The sequence below is a fragment of the Microbacterium sp. genome, from assembly GCF_036566905.1.
GTDB lineage: Bacteria > Actinomycetota > Actinomycetes > Actinomycetales > Microbacteriaceae > Microbacterium.
This window is the reverse complement of the sequence record NZ_DATCVK010000113.1, coordinates 1-11792: the sequence shown is the minus strand read 5'-3', so window position 1 is coordinate 11792 and position 11792 is coordinate 1. Positions and strand designations below refer to the sequence as shown.

The window sequence follows — 11792 nt, the reverse complement described above, 5'->3', positions numbered from 1 at the left end:
CATGCGAACGCCGCCCGTCGCCCGGAAATCGGGGCGGCGGGCGGCGTTCGCCATCGGATGATCGACGGCGGCTAGAGCGTGTTGCCGAGCTTGAAGCCCTGCTCCTCATCGCCCTTGCGCGTGTACGAGAAGCCGTCGGCGCCGATCGTGACCGCCATCTCGCTGGCGTCGGTGCGCGCGACGATCGGCTTGGGGTTGCCGTCGAGGTCGAGCACCGTCGACGCCTCGGTGTACCAGCTGGGCACGACGGGGTTTCCCCACCAGTCGCGGCGCTGGTTGTCGTGCACGTCCCACGTGACGACGGGGTTGTCGGGGTCGCCGGTGTAGTAGTCCTGCGTGTAGATCTCGACGCGGTGGCCGTCGGGGTCGCGCAGGTAGAGGTAGAACGCGTTCGAGACGCCGTGGCGTCCCGGCCCGCGCTCGATCGCGTCCGAGCGACGCAGGGCGCCGAGCTTGTCGCAGATCGCGAGGATGTTGTGCTTCTCGTGGGTGGCGAACGCGACGTGGTGCATGCGCGGGCCGTCGCCGCCGGTCATGGCGGTGTCGTGCACCGTCGGCTTGCGGCGCATCCAGGCGGCGTACACGGTGCCGCCCTCGTCCTGGATGTCTTCGGTCACGCGGAAGCCCAGCGACTGCATGAAGTTCACCGCGCGCGGCACGTCGGGAGTGACCTGGTTGAAGTGGTCCAGCCGCACCAGCTCGCCCGGAGTGTGCAGGTCGTAGCGCCACGAGAGACGCTCGACGTGCTCGGTCTGGAAGAAGAACTCGTAGGGGAACCCGAGCGGGTCGGTCACGCGCACCGCATCGCCGATGCCTTTGACGAACCCCTCCGGGCGACGCTCGACGCGGCATCCGAGCTCCTCGTAGAACGCGACCGCCCTGTCGAGGTCCTCCGGGGTGCGCACACGGTACGAGAACGCGGCGACCGCGGCGACGGGACCCTGACGCAGCACGAGATTGTGGTGGATGAACTCCTCGGTCGATCGCAGGTAGATCGCCTCGTCGTCCTCCTCGGTGACGTACAGGCCGAGCACGTCGACGTAGAACGTGCGCGATGCGGCGAGGTCGGTGACCACGAGCTCCATGTAGGCGCAGCGCAGGATGTCGGGGGCCGGGCTCGCAGGCGTCGGCACCGGGTTGTCGGTGTGGATCGGCGCCTCCTGGCTCACGTAGAAGCCCGAGGAGGTGAGGGTCATGTCGTCACGGTGGGTCATGTCGCGTCCTTGCGTGGGAGTCGGGAGGGATGGGTGCCGCAGCCTCAGTGGCCGGCGGCATCCGCCTTGCCGAAGGTCGGGTTGTGGGCGGGGCCGAGGGTGATGTGCACGGCCTGCTGGTCGGTGTAGAAGTCGATCGATCGGTAGCCGCCCTCGTGTCCGAGACCGGAGGCCTTGACGCCGCCGAACGGCGTGCGAAGGTCGCGGACGTTGTTCGAGTTGAGCCAGACCATGCCGGCCTCGATCGCCTGCGAGAAGTTGTGGGCGCGCTTGAGGTCGTTCGTCCACACGTAGGCGGCGAGGCCGTACTTCACGCCGTTGGCGAGCTCCAGCGCCTCTTCGTCGGAGTCGAACGGAGTGATCGCGACGACCGGGCCGAAGATCTCCTCCTGGAAGATGCGCGCGTCGGGTGCGACGTCGGCGAACACGGTCGGGCGCACGAAGTTGCCCGCGTCGAACCCGTCGGGGCGGCCGCCGCCGGCGACGAGCCGGGCTTCGCCCTTGCCGATCTCGATGTAGCTCATCACCTTGTCGTAGTGCTCGGGGTGCACGAGGGCGCCGACCTCGGTGGCCGGGTCGTGCGGGTACCCCACGACGACGCGCTCGGCCTGCGCCGCGTAGCGCTCCACGAACTCCTCGTAGACGGATCGCTCCACGAGGATGCGCGAGCCCGCGGTGCACCGCTCGCCGTTGAGCGAGAAGACGCCGAAGATCGTGGCGTCGATCGCGGCCTCGAGATCGGCGTCGGCGAACACCACCGCCGGGCTCTTGCCCCCGAGCTCCATCGACAGGCCCTTCAGGAAGGGCGCGGCGTTGCCGAAGATGAGCTGCCCGGTGCGGCTCTCGCCGGTGAACGAGATGAGCGGCACGTCGGGGTGCTTCACCAGGGCGTCGCCCGCGTCTTCGCCGAGGCCGTTGACGAGGTTGAAGACGCCCTGCGGCAGCCCGGCCTCCTCGAAGATGCCCGCCCACAGCGAGGCCGACAGCGGCGTGAACTCCGCGGGCTTGAGCACCACGGTGTTGCCCGTCGCGAGCGCGGGGCCGAGCTTCCACGATTCGAGCATGAAGGGCGTGTTCCACGGCGTGATGAGGCCGGCGACGCCGATCGGCTTGCGGTTGACGTAGTTCATCTGGCGGCCGGGAACCTTGTAGGCGTCGTCGGCCTGCGCCACGATCAGGTCGGCGAAGAACCGGAAGTTCTCGGCCGCGCGGCGCGCCTGGCCGAGCGCCTGGGTGATCGGCAGCCCCGAGTCGAACGACTCGAGCTCGGCCAGCCGGGCGTCGCGGGACTCCACGATGTCGGCGATGCGGTGCAGCACACGCGAGCGCTCGCGGGGCAGCATCCGCGGCCAGGGCCCCTCGGTGAACGCGCGCCGTGCAGCGGCGACGGCCCGGTCGATGTCGGCCTTCTTGCCGGCCGCGGCCTGGACGTAGGTCTCATTGGTGACGGGATCGAGCACGTCGAACGTGTCGCCGTCGGCCGAGTCGACGAACTCGCCGTCGATGTAGTGCTGGATGCGGGCGGGGAGGCCCTCGGGTACGTGCCGCGTTGCGAGGGCTGTCGTGGTGTCGGTCATTGCTGCTCCTTCGTCGGAGGTCGTGGTCCGGCTGCCGGGGGTTCCGGCATCCGGAAGGTTCAGAGCGCCGGGAGGCCGAGGGCCTCGTCGGGGTGCTCGTGGGTCATGTACGCGTCGAGGGTCGCCGAGCGGTGCCGTCGCGCGGCCTTCTCGATCTCGCCGAGGGGGGCGCCGGTCTCGATCAGCTGCAGGATGTTCTCGTGCTCGCGCACCGACTCCGCGGCGCGCCCCGGCACGAAGCTGAATGTCGAGTCGCGCAGGTGCCCCAGCCGTCCCCATTCGGCGTCGACGAGCTCGAGCATCCGCGGGTTCGCGCACTTCGTGAACAGCGCCGCGTGGAACTCCTGGTTCAGCCCGGTGAACGCCCGCGGGTCGAAGTGCTCGAGGGTCTCGATCATGAGCTCGTTGATCCGCCGCGCCGCGCGGATGTCGTCGGCGGTGAGGCGGCGCGCGGCGAGGGCGGTGGCCGCTCCCTCGAGGATCGACAGCGCCTGCATGCTGAACCGGTACTGCGAGTCGTCGACCATCGACACCCGCGCGCCGACGTTGCGCTCGAACGTGACGAGGCCCTCGGCCTCGAGCTGGCGGATGGCCTCGCGCACGGGCACGACGCTCATGTCGAGCTCGCCCGCGATGCTGCCGAGCACCAGCCGGTAGCCCGGGGTGAACTCCTGGTTGGCGATCCGTTCCTTGACCCAGCGGTACGCGAGCTGCGACTTGCTGAACGTCGTGGCGGTGTCGGGGGTCATCGTCCGGCCTCCCGGTCCTCGTGCGCTGTCTCGAACCGTGCCCGCCACTCGGCGTTCATCGGGAAGAGCCCGTCGACCGGATGCCCCTCCGCGACGCGTTCGGCGATCCACGCGTCCTCGTCCTCCTGGGCGAGCGCCGCGTCGACGACCTCCTCGACGATCGCGGGCGGGATCACGACGACCCCGTCGGCGTCGCCGACGATGACGTCGCCGGGCTGCACGGTTGTGCCGCCGCACGCGATCGTCAGGTCGGCGTCCCACGGCACGTGCTTGCGGCCGAGCACGGCGGGATGTGCGCCGGACGAGTACACCGGGATGCCGACGGCCGCGACGGCTGCGGCATCCCGCACCCCGCCGTCCGTGACGATGCCGGCGGCGCCCTGCGCGTGCGCGCGGATCGCGAGGATGTCGCCGAGCGTGCCCGACCCGGCTTCGCCGCGTGCCTCGATCACGACGACCTCACCGTCGCCGACGGCGTCGAACACGCGCTTCTGCGCGTTGTAGCCGCCGCCGTGGGAGGCGAACAGGTCTTCGCGGTTGGGCACGAAACGCAGGGTGCGCGCGGTGCCGACCAGCTTGGATTCCGGATGCAGCGGCCGCACGCCGTCGATGTGCACGTTGTTCAGCCCGCGCTTGCGCAGCTGCGCCGACAGCCCGGCGACGGGAACGGCTTCGAGCTTCGCGCGCAGCTCGTCGCCAAGAACAGGTGTTCCGGCGGGCAGCCCGGCCGCCTCGCGGGAGCCCCACGCCTCTGAGCGCTGCAGGTCGTCGGCCTGGGGGAGAGAGCCGAGGTCGGCGTCGAAGTCCGCGGCGCCCTGGACCACCGTCGTCACCAGGCGGCCGGAGGACGGCCCGCCGGGGACGTCCACCTCCACCTCGACCACGTCGCCGGGCTGCGCCACGGAAGAGCCGGCGGGGGTGCCGGTGAGGATCACGTCGCCGGGCTCGAGGGTGAAGTGCTGCGACAGGTCGGCGACGAGCTGGGCCAGCGGAAAGATCATGCCCGCCGACGTGTCGTCCTGCACGAGGTCGCCGTTGAGCCACGTGCGCACCCGGAGCGCGTCGGGGTGGACGAGGCCGGCCTCGATGAGCTCGGGGCCGATCGGGGTGTAGCCGTCGCCGCCCTTCGACCGCACGTTGGATCCCTTGTCATTGGCGCGAAGGTCGTAGAGGCCGAAGTCGTTCGCCGCGGTGACCCCGGCAACGTGCGACCAGGCGTCGGCGAGGGGCACGCGCCGGGCGGTGCTGCCGATCACGAGCGCGATCTCGCCCTCGAAGGCGAGCAACTCAGTGCCGGCGGGGCGCTCGATGGTGTCGCCGGATGCCGCGACCGAGCTCGACGGCTTGAAGAAGTAGGACGGATGCTGCGGCCGGCGCCCCCGCTGGTCGGCACGCGACGCATAGCTGAGGTGGACCGCAACGATCTTGCCCGGGCGAGCGGGGAGGGCCGCGAATCGCGGGTCTGCCGGGGAATCCGCCGGCGCCGGCGGTGCGGCATCCGTGATCTCGTCCATTCGAGCTCCCTCACTCTTGCGTCGTATCCGAAATCGTATATGATCGTGCAGCATCCGGCAACCAACCCCGAAACGGGGCCGGAGACGACGACGTCAGCCCCCGACACAGGAGTCACCATGAGCACATCGCAACCCGAGGCGGGGTTCACCCCCACCGGAACCATCGCCGCATCCGTCGACCGCCGCCGGGTCGTCTTCGCGACCGTCGTCGGCACCACCGTCGAGTGGTACGACTTCTTCATCTACGCCACCGCAGTCGGCCTCGTGTTCGGTCAGCTGTTCTTCGCGCCGCTGGGTGCGAACAGCGCGATCGTGGCCTTCGCCACCGTCGGCGTGAGCTTCCTGTTCCGTCCCCTCGGCGCCTTCCTCGCCGGCCACTTCGGCGACAAGTACGGCCGCAAGGTCGTGCTCATGTGGACGCTCATCCTGATGGGCGCATCGACCGCCCTCATCGGCGTGCTGCCCACCTACGAGGCCATCGGCATCTGGGCGCCGATCCTCCTGGTGCTGCTGCGCATCCTGCAGGGCATCTCGGCGGGCGGCGAGTGGGGCGGCGCGGTCCTCATGGCCGTCGAGCACGCCCCGCGGACCCGCCGCGGCGCGTTCGGTGCTTCGCCGCAGATCGGCGTGCCCCTCGGACTGCTGCTCGCGTCGGGCGTCATGGCACTCATGGCGATGATCGCTCCCGGTGACGCCTTCCTCGTGTGGGGCTGGCGCGTGCCGTTCCTCCTCAGCGTCGTGCTCATCCTCGTCGGCTACTACGTGCGCCGCCGTGTCGAAGAGAGCCCCGTGTTCGCCGAACTGGCCGAGCGCAAGGAGAAGGCACGGATGCCGATCGTCACGCTCTTCCGCAAGCACGCCCTGCTCGTCTTCATTGCCGCCCTCGTGTTCGCGGGCAACAACGCGGTCGGCTACATGACGACCGGCGGCTACATCCAGGGCTACTCGACCAACCCCGAGGGCCCGCTCGCCCTCGAGCGGGGTCCGGTGCTCTGGGCCGTCGCCGGCTCCGCGGTGACGTGGCTGATGTCGACGCTGGCCGCCGGCTTCGTGTCGGACCGTATCGGCCGCCGCACGACGTACATCATCGGCTGGATACTGCAGCTCGTCGGCGTCTTCCTGCTGTTCCCGCTCGTGAACACCGGGAACATCTGGCTGCTGTTCCTCGGCCTCGCCATCCTCACGTTCGGCCTCGGCTTCACGTACGGACCCCAGGCGGCGCTGTACTCCGAGCTGTTCCCGGCATCCATCCGCTTCTCGGGCGTCTCGATCTCGTACGCGATCGGCGCGATCCTGGGCGGTGCGTTCGCTCCGACCATCGCGACGGCCCTCGTGCAGGCGACCGGCTCGACGCTGTCGGTCACGTGGTACCTCGCCGGCATGACGGTCGTCGGCCTGATCGCCACGCTGCTGCTGCGCGATCGCTCCGGCATCCCGCTCGGCCCCGACCACGAGGCGGAGCAGTCGGTCAGCCCGATCTACGGGATGGCGAAGGCCTGACCCATCGGGATGGATGCCGCGACCACGGGCTCTTCCGAGACCCGGGGTCGCGGCATCCGTCGTTGCGCGTGAGTCAGCGGGTGCGCATGCCGTCGAGGGCCACGGCGACGACGTCGTGCGCGAGGCGGTCACGGTCCACCGGGCCGGTCGGGCGGTACCACTCGACGATCGAGTTGACCATGCCGAAGAGCAGGCGGGTGGCGACGGCGCCGTCGACGTCGGCGCGCACCTGCCCCGCGCGCTGCGCCTCGACGACGAGCGCGGTGACCCGGTGGTCGAACGCGCGCCGCCGCTCGAGCGCGGCGCGCTCCACATCGCTGTTGCCGCGGACGCGGAGCAGCAGGGTGACGTGGGGCAGCTTGTCGACCAGTACCCGCACCGCGCCGCGCAGCACCGCCCCGAGCCGCTCGGCGGGATCGTCGACGGCGGCATCCGGGGCGTCGAGCACACCCTCCAGCCCGTCGAGAGCCTCGTCGAGCGCGAGCGCGAGCAGTTGCTCCTTCGAGTCGAAGTGGTGGTAGAGCGCCGACTTCGTGAGGCCGAGCCGCGAGGCCAGGTCGGCGACGGACGTGGCGTCGTAGCCCTGCTCGTTGAACAGCGTCACGGCGACCGTCAGCACCTGGTCGCGGTCGTAGCCCGGGCGCCCGCGGCGGGCGGGAAGGGGCTCTGCGCTCGCGGGCATGCGCCCAGTCTGGCACCGGTCGGCGCGCGATCCGCGCACCTCGAGGGATATTACTGAACGATCGGTCAAGTATTATGGGTCGCGACCGCGACGGAGCGGATCGAGAGGATGCCGATGCCAGCGTCGAGTGCAGGGCCGCTGCAGATCCAGCGCAGCGCGGACCGCGTCGTCGCGACCCTGACGCGGCCTGAGGTGCGCAACGCCATCGATCAGGACACGATCGACCGGCTCCACGAGCTCTGCGAGGAACTGGAGCGCGAGCCCCGGACGCTGATCCTGACCGGCTCCGACGGTGTGTTCGCCTCCGGTGCCGACATCGCCCAGCTGCGCGAGCGCCGCGCCGCCGACGCCCGCCGCGGCATCAACACGCGCGCGTTCCAGCGCGTGCGCAGCCTCCCGATGCCGGTGATCGCCGCGATCGACGGCTACGCGCTGGGCGGCGGAGCCGAGCTCGCCTACGCCGCCGACATCCGCATCGGCACGCCCGCCCTGCAGATCGGCAACCCCGAGACCGGCCTCGGCATCATCGCCGCCGCGGGCGCCACGTGGCGCCTGCCTGAGATCGTGGGGGCGGCGCGCGCGGCCGAGATGCTGCTGACCGGACGGATCCTGGATGCCGGCACCGCCGTCGCCTGGGGACTCGTGTCGTCGCTGTACGAGCCCTCCGACCTGCTCGCGGCCGCCCACGCGATCGCCGACCGCATCGCGCGCAACGATCCGCTCGCGACGCGCTACACGAAGACAGCACTGCTGGCCCCGCGCACCGCACACCCCGAGCTCGAGCTCGAACTGCAGGCGAAGCTGTTCGAGAGCCCCGAGAAGGAGCGGCGCATGGCCGCGTTCCTCGAGAGCCGCAAGCGATGAGCGTGCCGGAGCGCGTCGGCGTGATCGGCGGCGGCCGCATGGGTGCGGGCATCGCGCACGCGTTCGTGCTCGCCGGTGCCGAGGTGGTCGTGGTCGAGCGCGACGCGGAGGCGGCGGCCGCGGCATCCGCTCGCCTGCTCGAGACGGTGCGGCGCAGCGTAGAGCGCGGCGCGACCGACCGTGACATCGACGCGCTCCGCTCGGCGATCGAGACGGCGACGGATGCCGCAGCTCTCGCCGGCTGCCCGCTCGTCGTCGAGGCGGTGCCCGAGGAGCGCGACGCGAAGATCGCTGCCCTCACACGGGTGGAGCGGAATCTCTCGCCCGGCGCTGCGCTCGCCACCAACACGTCGTCGATCTCCATCGACGACCTCGCGTCGGCGCTGGCCCGGCCGGAGCGCTTTCTCGGGCTGCATTTCTTCAACCCCGTGCCCGCCTCGCGACTGGTGGAGGTCGTGACCGGAGCCGAGACCGAGCCGGGGCTCGTCGACGACGCGAGGACGTGGATCGAGGCGCTCGGCAAGACGCCGATCGTCGTTCGTGACAGCCCGGGCTTCGCCTCGAGCCGCCTGGGCGTCGCCCTCGGGCTGGAGGCGATCCGGATGCTCGAGGAGGGCGTCGCCTCGGCCGCCGACATCGATGCGGCGATGGAGCTCGGCTACCGGCATCCGGTCGGGCCGCTGCGCACGACCGACCTCGTCGGGCTCGATGTGCGGCTCGGGATCGCCGAAGAGCTGCACCGACGACTGGGGGAGCGGTTCGCGCCGCCGCTGCTGCTGCGGCGCCTCGTCGCGGACGGACATCTCGGCCGCAAGAGCGGCCGCGGCTTCTACGAATGGAGTGAACAGCGATGATCGAGCAGACAGGGACCATCGAGGAGCCGGGCACGATCGAGCCGTCCCCGACCGGCATCCTCCCCAGCTATCTGCGCGACGAGTGGTGGATCCCCGACACCGGCGACGACGCGACCCCGGTGCTCGACGCGTCGACGGGCGACGTCGTCACGTACCTGAGCACGCAGGGCGTCGATCTCGCGGCCGCGATCGCCCATGCGCGCACGGTCGGGCAGACCAGCCTCGGCGCGCTGACGTTCCACCAGCGGGCGCTGCTGCTCAAGCAGTTCGGCATCGCGCTGACCGCGCGCAAGGAGGAGCTCTACGAGCTCTCGAAGCGCGCCGGCGCCACGGTGCGCGACTCGCTCAACGACATCGACGGCGGCATCGGCGTGCTGTTCACGTACTCGTCGAAGGGGCGCCGTGAGCTGCCCAACGCGCAGGTGTATCTCGACGGCCCGGTCGAGTCGCTGTCGAAGGACGGCTCGTTCCTCGGCCGCCACGTCTACACGCGGCTACCGGGCGTCGCCGTGCAGATCAACGCCTTCAACTTCCCGATGTGGGGCGCGCTCGAGAAGTTCGCCCCGGCCTTCCTCGCCGGCGTGCCGACGATCGTGAAGCCCGCGTCGCCGACCGCGTATGTCGCCGAGGCGTGGCTGCGCATCCTCGTCGAGACCGGACTCCTCCCCGCCGGGTCCTTGCAGCTGGTGAGCGGTGCGGTGCCCGGCCTGTTCGAGCATCTCGGGCTGGGCGACCTCGTCGGCTTCACCGGCAGCGCGTCGACGGCCGAACGGCTGCGCGCGCAGGCTGCTCCAGGGCTGCGGTTCACGAGCGAGACCGACTCGATCAACGCGTCGGTGCTCGGGCCCGACGCGGTGCCGGGCACGCCCGAGTTCGACGCGTACGTCAAGCAGCTCATGGTCGAGCTCACGACGAAGGCCGGCCAGAAGTGCACAGCGATCCGCCGGGCGATCGTCCCGGCCGACGCCGTCGACGCGCTCGTCGCAGCGATGCGGCAGAAGATCGCCGAGCGTGTCGTCGTCGGCGACCCGCACGCGGAGTCCGTCACCATGGGGCCGCTCGTCTCGCTCGCGCAGCGCGACGAGGTGCTGCGCGCCGTCGGCGCGCTCGAGGCCGCCGGCGGGAGGATCGTGCTGGGAACGACGGACGCGCCCGACGTCACGCACGCGGACGGCTCCACGGGAGCTGCCCCGGACGGTGCGTTCATCGGCCCGATCCTGATCGGGTTCGACGGTGAAGCGGACGCGCTGCCCCACGCGGTCCACGACGTCGAAGCGTTCGGACCGGTGGCGAGCGTACTCGCGTACCGGTCGGTGGAGGAGGCCGCAGATCTCGTCGGCCGCGGCGGCGGATCGCTCGTGACGAGCGTCGCGACGTCCGACCTCGGCGTCGCCGCGACCCTCCTCGCGCGCACCGCCGCCTACAACGGCCGACTGCTGTTCCTCGACCGCGACGACGCCCGCACCTCGACGGGCCACGGCGCGCCCGTGCCGCACCTCGTCCACGGCGGACCGGGGCGCGCCGGCGGAGGGGAGGAGCTCGGCGGCATCCGTGCGGTGCTGCACCACATGCAGCGCACCGCGGTGCAGGGCTCGCCCGCGATGCTCACGGCGCTGACCGGCGTCTGGCACCAGGGTGCGGCATCCCGCTCCGACCGCCACCCGTTCCGCAAGTCGCTCGCCGAGCTCGCGATCGGCGATCAGCTCGCGTCGCCGTCGCGTGCGGTCACCCTCGACGACATCGAGACGTTCGCGAACTTCACGGGCGACCGCTTCTACGCCCACATGGACGAAGCGGCCGCCGCTGCCAACCCGTTCTTCCCCGGTCGCGTCGCGCACGGCTACCTGCTCGTGTCGTGGGCGGCGGGGCTCTTCGTGGACCCGGATCCCGGTCCCGTGCTGGCGAACTACGGGCTCGAGAACCTGCGCTTCATGACGCCGGTGTCGCCCGACGACGAGATCCGCGTCGTGCTGACCGCGAAGCAGATCACCCCGCGCGAGACCGACGACTACGGCGAGGTGCGGTGGGACGCGGTCATCCTCAACCAGCGCGATGACATCGTCGCCACCTACGACGTGCTCACGCTGGTCGCCAAGACCGCGGACACGCCGGCAACCGCAGATCCCCTGCCGGCAGAGGTCGGGGCGTGAGCGATCCTGCGGACCACTTCGCGGGGCAGCGGCGCATGCTGCAGCGCGACCGCGCGTCGGCGGCGCTGGGCATGATCGTCGAGCGCGACGAACCGGGCGAAGCCGTCGTATCGATGCGCGTGCGCGAAGACATGACGAACGGCTTCGCGATCACGCACGGCGGAATGGTGTTCGCGCTCGCCGATACGGCGTTCGCGATGGCGTGCAACGCCGTGGCGCCGGGAGAAGGGGACACGGATGCCGACATCACGGTGGCCGCCGGAGCCGACATCTCGTTCCTCAAGGCGACGCGCGCGGGGCAGACGCTGACCGCCCATGCCCGCCGCCGCGCGCTCGCCGGGCGCAGCGGTCTGTACGACGTCACGGTGACAGACGAGACCGGGGACGTCGTGGCGGAGTTCCGCGGGCGCTCCTTCACCACGCGCCGCGCCGGCGCCGACACCACAGGGTGACGCGATGGCCGCGGCATCCGTGCCCCCTCAGAGCACCAGAATGCCGAGCAGCGTCGCCCCGATCGGACCGAGCCAGCGCCCGATCGCCTGCAGCGGTCCGATGAGCGCTGCTCCCGCCGAGGCCAATGCTCCGGCCGACTTCAGCGTTCGCGTCAGGCGCTCGAGCGCTCCGGCGGCCGCGGCCTTGTCGGGCTCCGCCGCGCCGAGCGCGGCGGACGCGGTCTCGAGGTCGTGCC

Annotated in this window: 11 protein-coding genes; 5 read left to right on the top strand and 6 right to left on the bottom strand. The window is 71.1% G+C overall.

All coding sequences use genetic code 11. The annotated features are described in order from the left end of the window. Window positions 1–71 precede the first annotated feature (71 nt). From hpaD to VIP82_RS08380, 4 genes are read right to left on the bottom strand one after another with little or no spacing between them, the layout of a single operon-like run. Entirely contained in the window at window positions 72–1214 is a 1143-nt protein-coding gene (hpaD, locus tag VIP82_RS08395; protein WP_331907550.1) for a 3,4-dihydroxyphenylacetate 2,3-dioxygenase, read from the bottom strand. Window positions 1215–1258: 44 nt separating this feature from the next. Next, on the bottom strand, window positions 1259–2791 hold the full coding sequence (gene hpaE / locus VIP82_RS08390; RefSeq protein WP_331907548.1) for a 5-carboxymethyl-2-hydroxymuconate semialdehyde dehydrogenase: 1533 nt from the start codon (window positions 2789–2791) through the stop codon (window positions 1259–1261). A gap of 59 nt (window positions 2792–2850) precedes the next feature. Then, window positions 2851–3540, bottom strand: coding sequence for a GntR family transcriptional regulator (locus VIP82_RS08385; RefSeq protein WP_331907546.1), 690 nt, complete (start codon window positions 3538–3540; stop codon window positions 2851–2853). Beyond that, on the bottom strand, window positions 3537–5054 hold the full coding sequence (locus VIP82_RS08380; RefSeq protein ID WP_331907544.1) for a fumarylacetoacetate hydrolase family protein: 1518 nt from the start codon (window positions 5052–5054) through the stop codon (window positions 3537–3539). Before VIP82_RS08380 ends, VIP82_RS08385 begins: the two co-directional genes overlap by 4 nt. A gap of 117 nt (window positions 5055–5171) precedes the next feature. Between VIP82_RS08380 and VIP82_RS08375 the strand changes: the two genes are divergently transcribed. Then, window positions 5172–6554: an MFS transporter gene (locus tag VIP82_RS08375; protein WP_331907542.1), complete on the top strand. Its 1383-nt coding sequence runs from the start codon at window positions 5172–5174 to the stop codon at window positions 6552–6554. Between the two features lie 73 nt (window positions 6555–6627). Here VIP82_RS08375 and VIP82_RS08370 read toward each other — a convergent pair whose 3' ends face one another. Further along, window positions 6628–7236 carry a TetR/AcrR family transcriptional regulator gene (locus VIP82_RS08370; protein ID WP_331907540.1) on the bottom strand — a complete coding sequence of 203 codons (609 nt, stop codon included), beginning with the start codon at window positions 7234–7236 and terminating at the stop codon, window positions 6628–6630. 114 nt (window positions 7237–7350) lie between these two features. On the opposite strand from VIP82_RS08370, the gene VIP82_RS08365 reads away from it, so the two are divergent. From VIP82_RS08365 to paaI, 4 genes are read left to right on the top strand one after another with little or no spacing between them, the layout of a single operon-like run. Then, complete coding sequence (locus tag VIP82_RS08365) at window positions 7351–8100, top strand: enoyl-CoA hydratase/isomerase family protein (protein WP_414684639.1); 750 nt, start codon at window positions 7351–7353, stop codon at window positions 8098–8100. Next, window positions 8097–8954: a 3-hydroxyacyl-CoA dehydrogenase family protein gene (locus VIP82_RS08360; protein WP_331907536.1), complete on the top strand. Its 858-nt coding sequence runs from the start codon at window positions 8097–8099 to the stop codon at window positions 8952–8954. The genes VIP82_RS08365 and VIP82_RS08360 overlap by 4 nt, the downstream gene beginning before the upstream one ends. Continuing rightward, on the top strand, window positions 8951–11104 hold the full coding sequence (gene paaZ / locus VIP82_RS08355) for a phenylacetic acid degradation bifunctional protein PaaZ (RefSeq protein WP_331907534.1): 2154 nt from the start codon (window positions 8951–8953) through the stop codon (window positions 11102–11104). Before VIP82_RS08360 ends, paaZ begins: the two co-directional genes overlap by 4 nt. A 35-nt stretch (window positions 11105–11139) precedes the next feature. After that, on the top strand, window positions 11140–11556 hold the full coding sequence (gene paaI / locus VIP82_RS08350) for a hydroxyphenylacetyl-CoA thioesterase PaaI (RefSeq protein WP_331907552.1): 417 nt from the start codon (window positions 11140–11142) through the stop codon (window positions 11554–11556). A 27-nt stretch (window positions 11557–11583) separates the two neighbouring features. Here the strand turns inward: paaI and VIP82_RS08345 are convergent. Beyond that, a partial coding sequence (locus tag VIP82_RS08345; protein WP_331907532.1) for a hypothetical protein occupies window positions 11584–11792 on the bottom strand: 209 nt, incomplete at its 5' end.

Bases quoted from the DNA above. Each gene is read 5' to 3' on its own strand.
- VIP82_RS08360 (WP_331907536.1), top strand. From the start codon at position 8,097: ATGAGCGTGCCGGAGCGCGTCGGCGTGATCGGCGGCGGCCGCATGGGT.
- VIP82_RS08380 (WP_331907544.1), bottom strand. From the start codon at position 5,054: ATGGACGAGATCACGGATGCCGCACCGCCGGCGCCGGCGGATTCCCCG.
- hpaD (WP_331907550.1), bottom strand. From the start codon at position 1,214: ATGACCCACCGTGACGACATGACCCTCACCTCCTCGGGCTTCTACGTG.
- VIP82_RS08365 (WP_414684639.1), top strand. From the start codon at position 7,351: ATGCCAGCGTCGAGTGCAGGGCCGCTGCAGATCCAGCGCAGCGCGGAC.
- paaZ (WP_331907534.1), top strand. From the start codon at position 8,951: ATGATCGAGCAGACAGGGACCATCGAGGAGCCGGGCACGATCGAGCCG.
- hpaE (WP_331907548.1), bottom strand. From the start codon at position 2,791: ATGACCGACACCACGACAGCCCTCGCAACGCGGCACGTACCCGAGGGC.
- paaI (WP_331907552.1), top strand. From the start codon at position 11,140: ATGCTGCAGCGCGACCGCGCGTCGGCGGCGCTGGGCATGATCGTCGAG.
- VIP82_RS08375 (WP_331907542.1), top strand. From the start codon at position 5,172: ATGAGCACATCGCAACCCGAGGCGGGGTTCACCCCCACCGGAACCATC.
- VIP82_RS08370 (WP_331907540.1), bottom strand. From the start codon at position 7,236: ATGCCCGCGAGCGCAGAGCCCCTTCCCGCCCGCCGCGGGCGCCCGGGC.
- VIP82_RS08385 (WP_331907546.1), bottom strand. From the start codon at position 3,540: ATGACCCCCGACACCGCCACGACGTTCAGCAAGTCGCAGCTCGCGTAC.